Origin of the sequence: Pseudomonas sp. BIGb0381, from assembly GCF_024809815.1 — a bacterium.
In the GTDB taxonomy this organism is placed as follows: Bacteria; Pseudomonadota; Gammaproteobacteria; order Pseudomonadales; family Pseudomonadaceae; genus Aquipseudomonas.
In genome coordinates this window covers 68,095-85,589 of the sequence record NZ_JANUEN010000001.1, presented here as the reverse complement: position 1 = coordinate 85,589, position 17,495 = coordinate 68,095, and the positions used below count along the sequence as shown (strand labels likewise).

19 protein-coding genes and 1 tRNA gene are annotated in these 17,495 nt (G+C 57.0%); 14 read left to right on the top strand and 6 right to left on the bottom strand.

Features of this window, described 5'->3' with window-relative positions:
• The first annotated feature begins 45 nt into the window (after positions 1-45).
• Positions 46-351, top strand: a complete 306-nt coding sequence (locus M2397_RS00425; RefSeq protein WP_016977069.1) for a YkgJ family cysteine cluster protein — start codon at positions 46-48, stop codon at positions 349-351.
• A 136-nt stretch (positions 352-487) separates the two neighbouring features.
• On the opposite strand, the gene M2397_RS00420 is transcribed toward M2397_RS00425, so the two are convergent.
• From M2397_RS00420 to hemA, 6 genes are all read right to left on the bottom strand, one after another.
• A complete protein-coding gene (locus tag M2397_RS00420; protein WP_131698522.1) occupies positions 488-1,006 on the bottom strand; it encodes an acyloxyacyl hydrolase in 519 nt (172 codons plus the stop codon).
• Between the two features lie 102 nt (positions 1,007-1,108).
• Entirely contained in the window at positions 1,109-1,903 is a 795-nt protein-coding gene (gene murI, locus M2397_RS00415; protein ID WP_259242124.1) for a glutamate racemase, read from the bottom strand.
• Positions 1,896-2,651, bottom strand: coding sequence for a molybdopterin-synthase adenylyltransferase MoeB (locus M2397_RS00410; RefSeq protein ID WP_259242123.1), 756 nt, complete (start codon positions 2,649-2,651; stop codon positions 1,896-1,898). The genes murI and M2397_RS00410 overlap by 8 nt, the downstream gene beginning before the upstream one ends.
• Positions 2,645-3,475: a peptide chain release factor N(5)-glutamine methyltransferase gene (prmC, locus tag M2397_RS00405; RefSeq protein WP_131698525.1), complete on the bottom strand. Its 831-nt coding sequence runs from the start codon at positions 3,473-3,475 to the stop codon at positions 2,645-2,647. Before prmC ends, M2397_RS00410 begins: the two co-directional genes overlap by 7 nt.
• Positions 3,476-4,558 carry a peptide chain release factor 1 gene (prfA, locus tag M2397_RS00400; protein WP_027606884.1) on the bottom strand — a complete coding sequence of 361 codons (1,083 nt, stop codon included), beginning with the start codon at positions 4,556-4,558 and terminating at the stop codon, positions 3,476-3,478.
• Complete coding sequence (gene hemA / locus M2397_RS00395) at positions 4,555-5,841, bottom strand: glutamyl-tRNA reductase (protein WP_131698526.1); 1,287 nt, start codon at positions 5,839-5,841, stop codon at positions 4,555-4,557. Before hemA ends, prfA begins: the two co-directional genes overlap by 4 nt.
• Before the next feature lie 274 nt (positions 5,842-6,115).
• Here hemA and M2397_RS00390 point away from each other — a divergent pair, with 274 nt between their 5' ends.
• The 13 genes from M2397_RS00390 to M2397_RS00330 all read left to right on the top strand — a co-directional run bounded on the left by M2397_RS00390 (position 6,116) and on the right by M2397_RS00330 (position 17,495).
• A complete protein-coding gene (locus M2397_RS00390) occupies positions 6,116-7,840 on the top strand; it encodes a tetratricopeptide repeat protein (protein ID WP_131698527.1) in 1,725 nt (574 codons plus the stop codon).
• Between the two features lie 4 nt (positions 7,841-7,844).
• A complete protein-coding gene (gene lolB / locus M2397_RS00385) occupies positions 7,845-8,462 on the top strand; it encodes a lipoprotein insertase outer membrane protein LolB (protein WP_131698528.1) in 618 nt (205 codons plus the stop codon).
• A gap of 49 nt (positions 8,463-8,511) precedes the next feature.
• Positions 8,512-9,315, top strand: coding sequence for a 4-(cytidine 5'-diphospho)-2-C-methyl-D-erythritol kinase (gene ispE, locus M2397_RS00380; protein ID WP_205885421.1), 804 nt, complete (start codon positions 8,512-8,514; stop codon positions 9,313-9,315).
• Positions 9,316-9,352: 37 nt separating this feature from the next.
• Positions 9,353-9,427, top strand: a tRNA-Gln gene (locus tag M2397_RS00375).
• A gap of 46 nt (positions 9,428-9,473) precedes the next feature.
• The gene (locus tag M2397_RS00370; protein ID WP_003171603.1) at positions 9,474-10,415 is read left to right on the top strand and encodes a ribose-phosphate pyrophosphokinase; all 942 of its coding nucleotides are present in this window, start codon (positions 9,474-9,476) and stop codon (positions 10,413-10,415) included.
• A 138-nt stretch (positions 10,416-10,553) separates the two neighbouring features.
• Entirely contained in the window at positions 10,554-11,153 is a 600-nt protein-coding gene (locus M2397_RS00365) for a 50S ribosomal protein L25/general stress protein Ctc (protein ID WP_131698529.1), read from the top strand.
• Positions 11,154-11,321: 168 nt separating this feature from the next.
• A complete protein-coding gene (gene pth / locus M2397_RS00360; RefSeq protein WP_131698530.1) occupies positions 11,322-11,906 on the top strand; it encodes an aminoacyl-tRNA hydrolase in 585 nt (194 codons plus the stop codon).
• Positions 11,907-11,928: 22 nt separating this feature from the next.
• Positions 11,929-13,029 carry a redox-regulated ATPase YchF gene (gene ychF / locus M2397_RS00355; protein ID WP_065924046.1) on the top strand — a complete coding sequence of 367 codons (1,101 nt, stop codon included), beginning with the start codon at positions 11,929-11,931 and terminating at the stop codon, positions 13,027-13,029.
• A gap of 314 nt (positions 13,030-13,343) precedes the next feature.
• Complete coding sequence (locus M2397_RS00350; protein WP_131700406.1) at positions 13,344-14,267, top strand: sigma 54-interacting transcriptional regulator; 924 nt, start codon at positions 13,344-13,346, stop codon at positions 14,265-14,267.
• A gap of 278 nt (positions 14,268-14,545) precedes the next feature.
• Positions 14,546-14,743, top strand: coding sequence for a hypothetical protein (locus tag M2397_RS00345; RefSeq protein WP_131700407.1), 198 nt, complete (start codon positions 14,546-14,548; stop codon positions 14,741-14,743).
• Positions 14,744-15,233: 490 nt separating this feature from the next.
• Positions 15,234-16,034, top strand: coding sequence for a type III secretion system inner membrane ring lipoprotein SctJ (gene sctJ / locus M2397_RS00340; RefSeq protein ID WP_122309105.1), 801 nt, complete (start codon positions 15,234-15,236; stop codon positions 16,032-16,034).
• 573 nt (positions 16,035-16,607) lie between these two features.
• Positions 16,608-17,180 (top strand): type III secretion system stator protein SctL, encoded by a 573-nt coding sequence (sctL, locus tag M2397_RS00335; RefSeq protein WP_145335450.1) that lies wholly within the window; start codon positions 16,608-16,610, stop codon positions 17,178-17,180.
• 108 nt (positions 17,181-17,288) lie between these two features.
• Positions 17,289-17,495, top strand: coding sequence for a hypothetical protein (locus M2397_RS00330; protein WP_145335452.1), 207 nt, complete (start codon positions 17,289-17,291; stop codon positions 17,493-17,495).

Genomic DNA, 17,495 nt, shown 5'->3' with positions numbered 1-17,495 from the left:
GACCTTTCACACCTGCGTCACCCGCTTGCCTTACACTGCGCGCCTATGACCAACATCCCGCACACTCAAATCACCGAACCCGCCGTCACCTGCTCGACCTGCGCGGCCTGCTGCTGCCAGCTGGAAGTGATGCTGATCACCGACACCGGCGTGCCGGAGCGCTATATCGACACTGACGATTGGGGCGGTGAAGTGATGCTGCGCCTGGACGACGGCTGGTGCGCGGCACTGGATCGCGACACGATGATGTGCACGATCTACGAGCGTCGGCCGCTGATTTGCCGCGAGTTCGAGATGGGCGCACCGGAGTGCCTGACCGAGCGCGAAGGAATCGCCACGGCCTACCGCTGATCTCAGGCCAGTGAAGACCTTAATGTGGGAGGGGGCTTGCCCCCGATAGCGGAGTGTCAGTCGCGGAATTTGCCAACTGATCCATCGCCATCGGGTTCAAGCCCCCTCCCACACTGTTTTGCAGCGTTCCTGGGAATTACAGCGGCATGGTGTAGTGCAGCGAGTAACTTTCTACACCATCGTTATTGCTGCTGATCCCGGCATTGGAGTAGTGCGTGGCGCGAATGCCCACTTCATGCCCACCGGTGAAGCGCAGGCCGAAACCCAAGCGGTCTTCGAACTGAAAAGCCTGGCCGATGTTGTTGTCTTCCAGCTTGGTACGGGAAAACACCGCTACACCGATCCCGGCTTCGATGTAGGGCTTGACCGACTGGCCGGCAAACTCATACACGAATACCGGCGAGAACGACAGGCTGCTGGCGCCTGCACGGTCATCACCTTCCCAATAGGTATAGGCGCCGCTCCAATAGCCGGTCAGGCGACCGACGTCACTCTGCATCCAGCTTTTGTCCCAATCCGAGGTCAGGCCCAGCCGATAGGTCAACGTCGAATCACTGGTGCTGCCAACCCCAAACTCCAGGCCTGCGGCCTGGGTCGAAACAGAGTGTCCCACCACTACAGCCGCAATCGCGGCCAAACAGAACAAGCGCTTCATAAGAAACAGTCCTTTGAAAACGAAGTTGTATGATTTTTTACAGGCCATCTCGCTATAGAAGCTGACGTACACTCAGAAGTTCAGCGACATTTCACGAAATTTTCACGACCCGAAGCTTCGCACAACTCCAGAATGTTTCCATAGTGTCGGTAGGATATTTCTTAGGTGATACACATCGCCACTGGTCCAGAACTGTGTCGGCTCAGGATCGCCGAGGGCCAGCAGATTGCGTTCGCCCAGCAAACGCTTGAGCTGCCGCGCGACGGCAGCGCCGGTGTCGATGAGGATGATGCTGGCGGGCAGCATCTGCGCCAGAAGCGGCTTGAGGAAGGGATAGTGGGTGCAGCCGAGGATGATGGTGTCGCAGCCGGCGCTGAGCAGCGGGTCGATATAGCCCTGCAACAACTGACGCAGGCTCGGGCTATCCAGATCACCGGTTTCAATCAGCTCCACCAGGCCCGGGCACGGCTGGGTGATCACCCGCACATCGGTGGCAAACCGATCGAGCAGCGCGGCGAACTTGGCGCTTTGCAGGGTACCGGTAGTGGCGAGCACCCCGACCACGCCACTGCGAGTGGCAGCCGCAGCGGGTTTGACCGCAGGCTCCATGCCCACCAGGGGCCAATCGGGGTAGTCCTGGCGCAAATCCGCGACAGCCGCGACGGTTGCGGTGTTGCAGGCGATCACAAAAGCCTTGGCGCCCCGCTCGCGGAAAAACTCGGCAACCGACCGGGAGCGCTCAAGAATGAACGCGGGGGTTTTCTCGCCGTAGGGGATATGTCCGCAATCGGCGACGTACAACAGTGACTCATGGGGCAGCAATTGCTGAATCTCATCCAGCACCGACAAGCCGCCGACGCCGGAATCGAACACACCGATCGGCGCGTCCTTACCCATGTCGCGTCCCGCAGACACTGCAACCGGGATCACGCTTGACCCGCAATTCGCGAAAGCGAGTGCTCAATGCGTCAATCAGCAGCAAGCGCCCCACCAGCGGCTCGCCGAAACCAGCCAGCAACTTCAAGGCCTCCAGGGCTTGCAGGCTACCGACCAGGCCCACCAGTGGGCCGACCACGCCCGCTTCGCTGCAGGTGAGTTCAGTGTCACTGCCGTGCCCGTATAAGCAGTGGTAGCACGGGCTGTCGGCCCGACGTGGATCGAATACTGACAGCTGCCCTTCAAGACGAATCGCCGCGCCGCTGATCAATGGCTTGCACGCCGCCACGCAGGCGGCATTGACCGCCTCGCGGGTGGAGAAGTTGTCGCTGCAATCGAGTACCACGTCCACGGCCGCCAAGGCCGCCGCCAAGGTATCGGCATCCAGCGCGATGCGATGGGCGACCAATTTGATTTCGGGGTTGAGGGCGCTCAGGCGATGGATGGCCGAGTCGACCTTGGCCTGCCCGACGCTGTCAGTGTCATGGATGATCTGGCGTTGCAGGTTGGTGAGGTCGACGGTGTCGAAATCCGCCAGGTGCAATTCGCCGACGCCAGCGGCGGCCAGGTACATCGCCACCGGGGCACCCAGGCCACCGAGGCCGACGATCAACGCACGGGCGTTTTTCAGGCGCAATTGGCCATCGATGTCGACATGCTGCAACAGAATCTGTCGGCTGTAGCGCAACAGCTCCTGATCGGTCAGCACGGCCAGCGTCCCAAGGAGATGCGTTCGTGACCGCCAAGGTCGATGCGGCTGTGCACCTGCTCGAAGCCTTGGCTCAGCAACAGGTCGCGCACCGCGGCGGCCTGGTCGTAACCGTGCTCCAGCAGCAGCCAGCCGGCGGCGTTCAGGTGGGCCGGGGCCTGGGCGGTGATCAGCCGCAGATCGTCCAAACCATCATGGCCCGCCACCAGGGCGCTGGCCGGTTCAAAACGCACATCGCCGGCCACCAGGTGCGGATCATTGTCGGCGATGTAGGGCGGGTTGCTGATGATCAGATCGTAAGTGTGGCCTGCCAGGGCGCTGAACCAATGGCTGTTGAGCACCGTGGCGTTATTAAGGTGCAGGCGCTGGCGATTGCGCTCGGCCAGGGCCACGGCTTCCAGCACGCGGTCGACGGCCGTGACGTGCCAGGCCGGGCGCTCGCTGGCCAGGGCCAGGGCGATGGCGCCGCTGCCGGTGCCCAGGTCGAGGACCTTGACGGGGGTGGCCGGTAACAATTCCAGGGCCGCTTCCACCAGCAGTTCGGTGTCCGGACGCGGGATCAGCGTGTGGGGCGCGACCTCCAGGTCCAGCTTCCAGAAACCTTGCTGACCGAGGATATAGGCCACTGGTTCACCGCCGCGGCGGCGTTGCAGGTAGCCGGCAAAGGTCAGGGCGTTTTCGCTGCTGACGATTTTTTCCGGCCAGGTGTGCAGGTAGCTGCGGGACTTGCCCAAGGCAGCCGCCAACAACAGTTCGGCATCCAGGCGCGCCGTGGGCGAGTCGGGCAAGTCAGCGGCGCGCAACAGGCTGGCGATAATGGTCATTTATTCACCTATCGCCGCCAGTTGATCGGCCTGGTATTCGGCGAGCAATGGCTCGATCACCGCATCCACGCCACCAGCGAGAATCTCGTCCAGCGAGTAAAGGGTGAGGTTGACCCGGTGGTCGGTGACCCGACCCTGGGCAAAGTTGTAGGTACGGATGCGCTCGGAGCGGTCGCCCGAGCCCACCAGCAATTTGCGCTCGCTGGCAATCGCGTTGGCGGCGGCGCTGGTCTGCTGGTCATTCAGCTTGGCCGATAGCCAGGACATGGCCCGCGCACGGTTCTTATGCTGGGAGCGCTCTTCCTGGCACTCCACCACGATGCCCGATGGCAAGTGGGTGATACGGATCGCCGAGTCCGTCTTGTTGACGTGCTGACCACCGGCGCCCGACGAGCGGTAGGTGTCGACCCGCAGGTCGGCTGGGTTGATCTCGATAGCTTCCTGCTCGTCCGGCTCAGGCAACACGGCCACGGTGCAGGCCGAGGTGTGGATACGGCCCTGAGATTCCGTCGCCGGAACCCGCTGCACGCGATGGGCTCCGGACTCGAACTTCAGCTTGCCATAGACGTTGTCGCCTTCGACCCGCGCAATGACTTCTTTATAGCCGCCGTGCTCGCCCTCGTTCTCGGACAGGATCTCGACCCGCCAGCCGCGACGCTCGGCATAACGCGAATACATGCGGAACAGGTCGCCGGAGAAAATCGCCGCTTCATCACCGCCGGTGCCGGCACGGATCTCGAGAAACACGTTGCGCCCGTCATTGGGGTCCTTGGGCAGCAGCATGCGTTGCAGGTCGCCTTCCAGCTCGGCCAACTTTTCCTTGGCTTCGCGGACTTCTTCCACGGCCATTTCACGCATGTCCGGGTCGCTGTCCTTGAGCAGTGCCTGGGCACCTTCGAGGTCGGCCTGCACTTTGGTGAGGTTTTTGTAAGTAGCCACAATGGGCTCAACTTCGGCGTATTCCTTGGAATAGGCGCGGAATTTGGTCTGATCGGAGATGACCTCGCCATCGCCGAGCAAGGCGGTCAGTTCTTCGAAACGGTCCTGGAGGACGTCCAGTTTATTGAGCAGTGACGCTTTCATTGCGATTTTTTATCCGAAGAGCTGGGCGCGCCCTCACCGAGGGCAAAGAGTTCCTGGGCCATGGCCAGCGCATCGAGGCGGCCTTCGGCAGTCAGTTTTTTTAATTGTACGCTGGGCGCATGCAGCAACTTGTTGGTCAGGCCGCGGGCCAGCTGCATCAGCACCTCCTCGGCGCTGCTGCCGTTGGCGAGCAGGCGCTGGGCCTTGATCAACTCTTCATCACGCAGGCGTTCGCCCTGCTGACGATACGCCTTGAGCACGTCCACCGCTGCCAGTTCACGCAGGCGCACCATGAACTCTTCGGCGCCGATGCTGACCATCTCCTCAGCAGCCTGGGCAGCGCCCTGGCGACTCTTGAGGTTTTCGGCCACCACTTCATGCAGATCGTCGACGCTGTAGAGGTAAACGTCGTCCAACTCGCCGACTTCGGGCTCGATATCCCGCGGAACGGCGATATCGACCATGAAGATCGGCTTGTGCTTGCGCAGTTTCAGCGCGCTTTCAACCGCGCCCTTGCCGAGGATCGGTAGCTGGCTGGCGGTGGAGCTGATGACGATATCGCTGCGCACCAGTTCGGCCGGGATGTCCGACAGCAGCACCGCGTGGGCGCCGAACTGCTCGGCGAGGATGCTGGCGCGCTCCAGGGTACGGTTGGCGACCACGATGCGCTTCACGCCCAGGTCATGCAGGTGGCGGGCAACCAGGGTGATGGTCTCGCCGGCGCCGATCAACAGCGCCTGGCTGCGCTGCAAGTCGCTGAAGATCTGCTTGGCCAGACTGACGGCGGCAAACGCCACGGACACCGGGTTTTCACCGATGGCAGTATCGGTACGCACCTGCTTGGCGGAATTGAAAGTGGCCTGGAACAGCCGGCCCAGCAGCGGACCGACGGTGCCGGCCTCGCGCGCCACGGCGTAGGCTGACTTCATCTGGCCCAGGATCTGCGGCTCGCCCAACACCAGCGAATCGAGACCGGATGCCACACGCATCATGTGACGAACTGCCGCATCGTCTTGGTGCACATAGGCGCTAGCGCGCAGATCTTCGAGGCTTAAATGGTGATAATCGGCCAGCCAGCGCAGTACCACATCCGCTGAAAGATGTTCCTGCTCTATATAAAGCTCACTGCGATTGCAGGTCGAAAGGATCGCAGCTTCGCGGCTGTCGGTGAGACGGCAGAGCTGCTGCAAGGCCTCAACCAACTGCTCTGGCGTAAACGCCACGCGCTCGCGCACGTCTACGGAAGCAGTCTTGTGGTTAATACCGAGTGCGAGGAAGGCCATTCAATATCGCTGATGATGTCGGGAAGCCGACAATTGTCCTACTTCGAAAGATTCAGAACAACCACCGTCGTCTATTGTCCTAGTAGCTTATGCCTATAAAAAGGCCATCTGTAGGCGCAAGCCTGCTCGCGATGGTCGTGAACCATGACGCGGCCTCCTGATAAAACGCGTTGTCCTCAGGCTTATCGCGAGCCAGCTCGCTCCCACACGGTTATGTTTGACCGAAGGCTTGTGTCATGATGATCCGACCGCAGGTTAGTCGTCCTCTTCCTATATGAATAGATCCTCCGCGTTGCTCCTTGCTTTTGTCTTCCTCAGCGGCTGCCAGGCCATGGCACCCGTGTCGCCGGACGGTACACCGCCGGTGGAAGACAGCACCCCCGCCCCTGAAAAGCCCAAGGTTTATTCCTCGTTCAGTGAAGAAACGGTGTTCAGCCTGCTCAGTGCGGAACTGGCCGGCCAGCGCAATCGCTTCGATATTGCGCTGGATAATTACGTGACCCAGGCCATCAACACTCAGGATCCGGGGATTTCCGAGCGGGCGTTCCGTATTGCCGAGTACCTGGGGGCCGATCAGGCCGCACTGGATACCTCGCTGATCTGGGCAAAGAACGCGCCGGACGATCTGGAGGCACAACGGGCAGCGGCCATTCAACTGGCCCGGGCCGGGCGCTATGACGACTCCATGGTCTATATGGAGAAAGTCCTGCAAGGCAAGGGCGACACCCATTTCGACTTCCTCGCGCTGTCGGCTGCCGACACCGACCAGGACACCCGCAACGGCCTGATGAAGAGTTTCGACCGCCTGCTGCAAAAACACCCGAAGAACAGTCAACTGGTGTTCGGCAAGGCCCTGCTGCTGCAACAGGATGATGAAGCCGAAGCCGCATTGAAGCTGCTGGAACAGAACCCGCCGGAAGACGGCGAGATCGCGCCGATTCTGCTGCGCGCGCGCCTGCTGCAGAACCTCAACCGCGGCAAGGAAGCGATTCCACTGCTGGAAAAAAGCATCAAGAAATATCCGGACGACAAGCGCCTGCGCCTGACTTACGCGCGCACGCTGGTGGAGCAGGACCGAATGGAGGACGCCAAAGTGCAGTTCGCCAACCTGCTCCAGCAATACCCGGACGACGATGAACTGCGTTACTCCCTGGCGCTGGTGTGCCTGGAAGCCAAGGCCTGGGACGAGGCCAAGGGTTATCTGGAAGAGCTGATCGAGCGCGAAAGTCATGTCGACTCGGCGCACCTGAACCTGGGCCGCATCGCTGAAGAGCGCAACGCCCCCCAGGCCGCCCTGCTTGAATACGCACAAGTCGGGCCAGGCAACGACTACCTGCCGGCCCAACTGCGCCAGGCCGACATCCTGATGAGCAACGGGCGTACCGATGAGGCAGAAAAACGCCTGGCTGCTGCACGGGATGCCGAACCGGACTACGCGATCCAGCTTTACCTGATCCAGGCGGAGACCTTGTCAGCCAATAATCAGGGCGAGCGCGCCTGGAAGGTGCTGCAACAAGCCTTGCTGCAATTCCCCGACGATTTGAACCTGCTGTACACCCGCGCCATGCAGGCGGAAAAACGCAATGACCTGGCGCAGATGGAAAAAGACCTGCGCCTGATCATCAAGCGTGACCCGGACAACGCCATGGCCCTCAATGCCCTGGGCTACACCTTGTCCGACCGCACCACGCGTTACGACGAAGCCAAGGTATTGATCGAACAAGCGCACAAGCTCAACCCGGAAGACCCGGCTGTACTCGACAGCCTGGGCTGGGTGAACTATCGCCTGGGCAACCTCGACGAAGCCGAACGCTTGCTGCGCCAGGCCCTGGAGCGCTTCCCCGATCAGGAAGTCGCTGCACACCTGGGCGAGGTGCTGTGGGCCAATGGCAAGCAGCGCGAAGCCCGCCAAATCTGGGAAAAATTCCTCAAGGAACAACCCGAAAGCCCCATCCTGCGCGGCACCATCAAGCGCCTGACCGGATCCGAGACCCTTTAAGCTTATGTTCTTGCGCCACGTTATCGTTTTCAGCTTCATTGCCCTGCTCGCCGGTTGTGCGGGCTTCGGTGCCCGCGAATCCGTTGAGGGCCAGGGCAACCCGGCGCAATGGAAGCAGCACAAGGATCAGCTCGCCAGCATCGACGGCTGGCAGATCGAAGGCAAAGTCGGGGTTCGCGCACCGAAAGACTCCGGCAGCGGTACCTTGTTCTGGCTGCAACGCCAGGACTACTACGACATTCGCTTGTCCGGCCCCTTGGGGCGTGGCGCTGCTCGCCTGACGGGTCGCCCAGGACAAGTCAGCCTCGAAGTCGCCAATCAGGGTCGCTATGAGGCCACATCGCCCGAAGCGCTGCTGGAAGAACAGATTGGCTGGAAACTGCCTGTCTCGCATCTGGTGTGGTGGGTCCGCGGCTTGCCTGCGCCGGACAGCAAGAGCCGCCTGAGCCTTAACGGTGACAGCCGCCTGGCCACCCTGGAACAAGATGGCTGGCAGGTCGAGTACCTCAGCTACGTGGAACAGGGCGGTTATTGGTTGCCAGAGCGTATCAAGCTGCATGGCACCGACCTGGACGTCACGCTGGTGATCAAGGACTGGCAACCGCGCAAGCTGGGGCAATAACGTGGCCTTAGAAAGACTGACCCTGCCCTCGCCGGCCAAACTCAATCTGATGCTGCACATTCTCGGTCGCCGTGAAGACGGCTATCACGAGTTGCAGACGCTGTTTCAATTTCTCGACTACGGCGATGAGCTCACCTTCGCCCTGCGCGACGATGGCGTGATCCAGTTGCACACTGAATTCGAAGGCGTGCCCCACGACAGCAATCTGATCGTGAGAGCCGCCAAAAAACTCCAGGAGCAGTCCGGCTGTTCCCAGGGCATCGATATCTGGATCGATAAAATTTTGCCCATGGGTGGCGGAATCGGTGGTGGCAGCTCGAATGCCGCGACCACACTGCTGGGACTGAACCACTTGTGGCAACTGGGCTGGGACCATGATCGCCTGGCTGCGCTGGGCCTCACGCTGGGCGCCGACGTCCCGGTTTTCGTGCGTGGACACGCCGCTTTTGCTGAGGGTGTGGGGGAAAAACTCACCCCGGAATACCCCGAAGAGCCGTGGTATGTCGTGCTTGTCCCGCAAGTATCTGTAAGTACAGCAGAAATTTTTTCAGATCCGCTGTTGACACGTAACTCTCCTCCCATTAAAGTGCGCCCCGTTCCCAAGGGAAACAGTCGAAATGACTGCTTACCGGTTGTAGCAAGGCGTTATCCAGAGGTACGTAACGCTTTGAATTTGTTAGGTAAATTTACCGAAGCAAAATTAACCGGAACTGGAAGTTGTGTGTTTGGGGGCTTCCCAAGCAAAGCTGAAGCTGATAAAGTCTCGGCCCTTCTTACAGAGACCCTTACAGGGTTTGTAGCAAAGGGAAGCAACGTTTCGATGTTGCATCGTAAGCTGCAAAGTCTGCTCTAAAAGGAATCGAGTACTGGGTACTCGTTGCAACAGATACAGGGGCGTCGCCAAGCGGTAAGGCAGCAGGTTTTGATCCTGCCATGCGTTGGTTCGAATCCAGCCGCCCCTGCCATTTTCTAATACTCATCCAGGTTACCCTCAGCCTCTAGGTACTGCGCGTGTCCAAGATGATGGTCTTTACGGGGAACGCCAACCCCGATCTGGCTCGACGTGTCGTACGTCAGCTGCATATCCCTCTCGGTGACATCTCTGTCGGTAAATTTTCCGACGGCGAAATTACAGCCGAGATCAATGAAAACGTCCGCGGTAAAGACGTATTCATTATCCAGCCGACCTGCGCTCCGACCAACGATAACCTGATGGAACTCGTCGTGATGGCTGATGCCTTCCGCCGCTCCTCAGCGACTCGAATCACAGCTGTAATCCCTTACTTTGGTTATGCACGTCAGGATCGCCGTCCGCGTTCCGCACGTGTGGCTATCAGCGCGAAAGTCGTTGCTGACATGCTCACCGTGGTAGGCATCGACCGTGTGCTCACGGTTGACCTGCACGCTGACCAAATCCAGGGGTTCTTCGATATTCCGGTAGATAACATCTACGGCTCCCCGGTATTGGTGGATGACATCGAAGACCAGCGCTTTGAAAACCTGATGATTGTGTCCCCGGACATTGGTGGCGTCGTGCGTGCACGGGCTGTTGCCAAATCCCTGGGCGTGGACCTCGGGATCATCGACAAACGCCGCGAGAAAGCCAATCACTCTGAAGTGATGCATATCATCGGTGATGTCGAAGGGCGTACCTGTATTCTGGTTGATGACATGGTCGACACCGCCGGCACCCTGTGCCACGCGGCCAAAGCCTTGAAAGAGCACGGTGCAGCTAAAGTCTTCGCCTACTGCACACACCCTGTGCTGTCGGGTCGAGCGATCGAGAACATCGAGAACTCTGTGCTGGACGAACTGGTGGTGACTAACACCATCCCGTTGTCCGCCGCTGCTCAAGCCTGTGCGCGTATCCGTCAACTGGATATCGCGCCGGTAGTTGCCGAAGCGGTTCGCCGCATCAGCAACGAAGAATCGATCAGCGCGATGTTCCGCTAAGGGTCAAACCTTCGGAACACCTCACTGACGAAAAGCGCCCCGCCCCAGCATACTGTTGGGGCGGGGCTTTTTTGCCCATATCGCCTTTAGCGCTGGTCGCAAACGCTGGGGCGAATGTGGTTATTTTGGAGATACAACATGAACGATTTTACTCTGAATGCTGAAGTGCGTTCCGACCTGGGGAAAGGTGCGAGCCGCCGCCTGCGTCGTCTCGCAAGCCTGGTTCCAGCTGTAGTTTACGGTGGCGACAAAGCCCCTGAATCCATCAGCATGCTGGCTAAAGAAGTTGCCAAACTGCTCGAAAACGATGCGGCCTACAGCCACATCATCGAGCTGAACGTTGGTGGCAAAAAGCAGAACGTCATCATCAAGGCCCTGCAACGTCACCCAGCTAAAGGCCACGTGCTGCACGCTGACTTCGTACGCGTCGTAGCGGGTCAGAAACTGACCGCTATCGTACCTGTGCACTTCGTGGGTGAAGAAGCTCCGGTCAAGAAAGGCGGCGAAGTCTCGCACGTTGTTGCTGAAATCGAAGTGACCTGCCTGCCGAAAGACCTGCCTGAGTTCATCGAAGTCGACCTGTCGGCTCTGGAAATCGGCGACATCATTCACCTGTCCGACCTCAAGGCCCCTAAAGGCGTTGAGTTCGTTGCACTGGCTCACGGTGATGACAAAGCTGTTGCAAACGTACACGCTCCACGCGTTGCTCCAGAAGCTGAAGAAGGCGCTGCAGAGTAATTCACTCTGTATTGCCGGAGCTTTGAGGAAACATCGCGGACCGAAACGTAGCGAGAAAGCGGGCGATAACGCGAAGTTTATCTCTGGATAAGTTAGCTCCTGTCGTCCACTTTCGCCGCACTCAGGTCAGGCGATGTTATCCACAACTCCAAAGGAAGGGCCCCTGTCGTGACTGCCATTAAACTGATCGTTGGCCTGGGAAATCCAGGCGCCGAATACGAACAGACCCGGCATAACGCGGGGGCCCTTTTTGTTGAGCGCATCGCCCACGCCCAAGGTGTAAACCTGGTGGCCGATCGCAAATATTTTGGCCTGACCGGGCGCTTCTCGCACCTGGGTCAGGATATTCGTCTGTTGATTCCCACCACCTACATGAACCGCAGCGGCCAGGCTGTCGCGGCGCTTGCGGGCTTCTTCCGGATCAAACCCGAGGAAATCCTGGTGGCCCATGACGAACTGGACCTGCCACCCGGTGTTGCCAAGCTCAAGCAAGGCGGCGGGCATGGCGGGCACAATGGCCTGCGCGACATCATCGCGCAGTTGGGCAATCAGAATAATTTTTACCGCCTGCGGCTCGGCATAGGCCACCCAGGCGTCGCCAGTATGGTTTCAAATTTCGTCCTGGGTCGTGCGCCACGCGCCGAACAGGAAAAACTCGATGCCAGCATCGACTTTGCCCTCGGCGTGCTGCCGGATATCTTCGCCGGTGAATGGAACCGCGCGATGAAAAACCTGCACAGCCAGAAGGCCTGACTTTTTTCCGAGGGGAAACACCATGGGATTCAATTGCGGCATCGTCGGCCTGCCCAACGTCGGCAAATCCACCTTGTTCAACGCTTTGACCAAGTCCGGTATTGCGGCGGAGAACTTCCCCTTCTGCACCATCGAACCCAACAGCGGCATCGTGCCGATGCCCGATCCGCGCCTGGAAGCACTGGCGGCCATCGTCAATCCCAAGCGCATCCTGCCGACCACCATGGAGTTCGTCGACATCGCCGGCCTGGTAGCCGGCGCGTCGAAAGGTGAAGGCCTGGGCAACAAGTTCCTGGCCAACATCCGTGAAACCGATGCCATCGCCCACGTGGTCCGCTGCTTTGAAGACGAGAACGTGATTCACGTCTCCAACAGCGTCGACCCGAAACGCGACATCGAGATCATCGACCTTGAACTGATCTTCGCCGACCTCGACAGCTGCGAGAAGCAACTGCAGAAAGTCGCACGCAACGCCAAAGGCGGCGACAAGGACGCTGTGGTCCAGAAAGGCCTGCTGGAACAGTTGATCGCGCACTTCACCCTGGGCAAGCCGGCACGCAGCCTGATGAAGACCATGGGCGCTGACGAGAAGGCCGTGGTCAAGGGCTTCCATCTGCTGACCACCAAGCCTGTGATGTACATCGCCAACGTCGCTGAAGATGGCTTCGAGAACAACCCTTTGCTCGACGTGGTCAAGGCCATCGCCGACGAAGAAGGCGCCATCGTGGTGCCGGTGTGCAACAAGATCGAAGCGGAAATCGCCGAGCTGGATGACGGCGAAGAGAAAGACATGTTCCTTGAGGCCCTGGGCCTGGAAGAACCTGGCCTGAACCGCGTGATCCGCGCCGGCTACGAAATGCTCAACCTGCAGACCTACTTCACCGCCGGTGTCGAAGAAGTCCGCGCCTGGACCGTAAAAGTCGGCGCCACTGCGCCACAGGCTGCGGGTGTGATCCACACCGACTTTGAAAAAGGCTTTATCCGCGCTGAAGTGATCGCCTACAACGACTTTATCCAGTTCAAGGGTGAGGCCGGTGCTAAGGAAGCCGGTAAATGGCGTTTGGAAGGTAAGGAATATATCGTCAAGGATGGCGACGTGATGCACTTCCGCTTTAACGTGTAAACGTCACTCTTAATACACCAATAAAAAAGCCGATGCATTGCATCGGCTTTTTTGTGGGCACGTATTTAATTTTATATAGCCTTCATATCCGAATATTAAATACTTTCAGACTTATCCTATTTGACTTGCTTATTCCTCGCACCCACCAAGAACGATGCGACTTCATCGCTACAACAGAAAGACACTTTCCTACAGCAATTGCCCGTCGCCCCCCTTTAAGAATGAATGACAGCCCCTATAATCTACGCCACTGGTCATCGCGAGCATAACGTCCTTTTAACAATGAATTAATAGCAGGAAGGGAACATCTTTCAATGTCGACAACCTTCAACATGGAAAATGAAACGGCATTTTCACTCATCGAAGGCCCAGATATTGAAAACACACTAAACAACACGGCTACCCTCAACATTGACATTTTGTTACTGGGGGAAACCGGTACAGGCAAAGATACGCTAGCACAACGGATTCATCTTCTATCGGGACGGCGAGGTAATTTTGTTCCCGTGAACTGTGCAGCCATCCCGGAAAGCCTCGCGGAAAGCCAATTGTTCGGCGTCAACAGCGGCGCCTATACCGGGGCGATGCAATCCAGGGCCGGCTTCGTAGAGGCTGCCCACCTGGGCACGCTTTACCTTGATGAGATCGACAGCATGCCATTGAACCTGCAGGCCAAGCTGCTACGCGTGCTGGAATCACGCGGCGTGGAGCGCCTGGGTTCGACCCGCTTCATCCCTGTGGACATGCGTGTCATTGCGTCTGCCCAGCACTCGCTGCACCAGATGGTCGAACACGGCACCTTCAGGCGTGACCTGTATTTTCGCCTGAACGTCGTGAATATTCAGCTCCCGGCACTGCGGGAGCGACGCGAGCGCATCATTCCGCTGTTCCTGGAAATGATCCGGCAAGAAGCAAACCACTTCAAATGCACTGCCCCGCACCCTTCTGAGGGGCTACTGCAACAACTGCTATGCCACACCTGGCTCGGCAACGTGCGTGAACTACGGTCAACGGCCAAACGGTTCGTGTTGAATTTGCCACCGTTTTCTACTCCCATGAGCAGCGAACAAGAAGTTCAAGCAAGCCTCAAGGAGCGCTTGCAGCAAATTGAAAAAGCGCTAATTGAAGAGTCGTTGTTCCGGCACCAACACTGTGTAGACAATGTAGCGGTTGAGCTTAAGGTAACCAAACGGACTTTATACTATAGGATGAAACAGCTAGCGATATCGCTGAGGTAATCAGGTTGGCTTGAAGGTGCATTTTCTCTAGAAACATTTGCCCCCCCTGGGTACACCTCGAGAAATTCAGCAACTCCATACCTTAACAAAAATATCATACCGACATTCATGCCAGTAACACATTTAGAAATATCTAATTTACTCATGACATGGAACGCCACCGACCTACAAGCCACATATCTAACGCCAAGATCATTTGTGAGAAAAAATGACCTTTTCCACATTTTTGATCGACAGCAAAAAACAAACTTGAAAATTAATGTTCTGGAGTTTTTCTCATGGCTATATCCGGTCTCTCCCCAACAAGTCTATATCCTCAACAGCAAAACTACGGCGCCTTACCGAGCTCGGGATCGGGATCTAACTCCACCGCAGACGCTCTTGACGGCCTTGACAGAGAGAATAAAATTGAAACTGCCTTGAAGCAAATTGATAAGAAAAAATTTAACGACCTTCTTCAAGTTGCCAAAACTTAATAGTTTCTACCTCTCGGGCATATCAGCCCGAGAGGCCCCGCCTCGACCCCAAACCGTAGTGAGCGCTCACTATTCTTTGTAAATTTTTCTGCGGCGCTTTATATAATAGGTATGTTATGCAAATAAGAGAACTTGTTGACTTAGAGAAAAAGCTAGATCTCGGCACTACTAACACCAAACGAGATCAGTCAACCTGCCATAGCGACTCTTGTTTCTTCACATCATTGCTCGAAGAGCATACAAAGATAAACGCATCTAATACCAGGCCTTCTCTAGCCCCCGGGATTGCTGAGGCTATCAATCCGTTATATACCTCTAAAATGCGAATGGCAAAACTGCTTAAATCAACTAACAAGCAGCTGGACATGACTAAATTCCGGGAATTCCCTGGAGTGCTGGCGAATATACAAATAACCTCCCAACTGCTAGTAAAATGCCTTGCCAAGACGACACAAAGCATTGACAAAGTTTCTAACTTGCAATAATCAACATGAATAACTTATTGCCTTTCGTATTACTCTTGGCAACTATACTTATGCTGAACGGTTGCGGTGAGCGGGTCGAGCTCCATAGCAAGCTCTCTGAGCAAGAGGCCAATGAGGTCATAGCAGAACTTGCAGATAAACACATTCGCGCGAAAAAAGTCCCTAGCAAAGATGGTGTCATTGTGACGGTCAACGCAAACGACATCGGGCGCGCCGTACGTACCTTGGAAGCCGCGGGTCTGCCACGAGCGGCCAGGACGACACTGGGCGAAACATTTCGCAAGGAAGGCGTTATCTCCACGCCGCTCGAAGAGCGAGCGCGCTACATCTATGCCTTGTCCCAAGGACTTGAGGCCACGCTGTCCAACATTGACGGAGTCATCGTTGCCCGAGTCCACGTGGTACTGCCTGAACGCATCGCACCCGGTGAACCGGTCCAGCCCGCATCTGCTTCTGTGTTTATAAAACACGACCCACGCCTGGATCCCGACAACATCCGCGCACGTGTTCGCAGGATGGTGGCAGGCAGCATCCCAGGCATGGCCACGGCAATCGACAACCCTCAAAAACTCAGCGTGATATTCGTTCCAGCGACTGCTTATCAGGAGCAGCAACGCCTAGTGTATTTTGGCCCCTTCCTGGTGCCCGGCGAGGATCTAGGTTTTTGGCGTAGCACATTAATCACCGCTCTGCTTGGCGTGGTGGTAACTGTTGTTGCCACGCTATTTATGCACCGTCGGCGTCAGCGATTTCTGCACGCGTCGTCAGTAATGAACGATTCTGCCGGACCTGCGAATGATGCCTAAGATCGAATACCCACTGAGTGAGCACCTGGCATGGGTTCAGTGGTGGGCATGCCCTTGGCAAAACGCCCATGAAGACTGGAAGGAGGGTCAGCACGCTACGTTTAATACACTTTATCAGGGCAAACAGCCGGTATGGGGCGTATTCATGGGTGTGAAAGCCTGTTTACCCCCTGCGACAAACCCCACCGTGCTGCGCTTGGCCCTTGCGTCAAGTGAACAACTCGACCTGGCGCTGGCACTGGCTCACGACACCGTTAATCCTCATGCGGCTCCAACGTTGAGTGAAAGTCATCACCACTGGTGCAGACGCCTATCTAAGGCACTTCCTCCTGCAATGCTTTCCCCCGACGCAGATCCATTACAACTGCTACTTAGCTGGCTCGACCCTCCTATCTGGCAGCGCCTTAGATTGCGCTTTCCCCGTCAGAGAACGTATGAGGTTGAAAAAAAATCTATCTGCCTAGAGAACACAAGCAACCGATTAAGCACCCTCTGGCAGGCGGTCGTCTGGCGTGTAACCTCCTTGCCAAGCGACTCTATACCCCCTGGCTCACATGGGTAAGGAGATCAGTGATGTTATACCGACATACCATTGATGTGCCCAAGGACAGGCACGAATTGCCTCGCAGTCTCATCCCACGGGAAGAACTTGCAAATTGGATACAGGCAGAACAGCTCTTGAGGCACGCCAACGATCAAGCCGATAAGTTGCTGAGTTTGGCGCAAAAAAGATGTGAGACGTTGAAGGAGGAAGCATCTCTGGAAATCTGGCGACGCGCTGATGCTCAGCTCAAACGTTGGGAGCACGATCGTCAAGCCATGTGCGACAAGCTCGAGCAACATGCGAGTTTCATCACCCGTGAGGCTATTCGATGCCTGCTTGATGAAACACCCCGTCCCATCAGGCTGGCGGCACTCCTGAGGCAATTGATGGCTAATCAAGTCCACGAAGTCTGCGCGGACCTATTCTGCCATCCGCATGATTTTGATGAGATAAAACGATGGTTTGCTCATCAAAAACCTACTATTTGGAAACTTAACGCGGATGAGGCGACCCCTCCTCAAACACTGATTCTGAAAACAGAGGAGGGAGACTTTTGTATCAGCTGGGAGACCATGCTCACCGCTTTTTTTCACACCTTATAAAGAATATCGGAGCAACATCTAATAATGCTCAGTTCATGCTGAAAACTGCGCTCTGCAACAAACCAAATCAGTAAAAAAATACCAATAACAGAGTTTAAAGGAACCGCTATGTCCGCTACCAAGACACTCGCGCACCAAGCAACAAAAATGGCTGACTCTTCGTACAAACGGCTTCAAGCCAGCGTGAGCGAAGAATTGGACGGTGAACTATTCCATAGGTTATCAATGCAGTCTTTAGCGACCCACGGGATGTTCACTGAGAATCATCGAGTTGAGCTGCTTTCTCTAAAAACGACCATTGAAAGTTTTCAATAA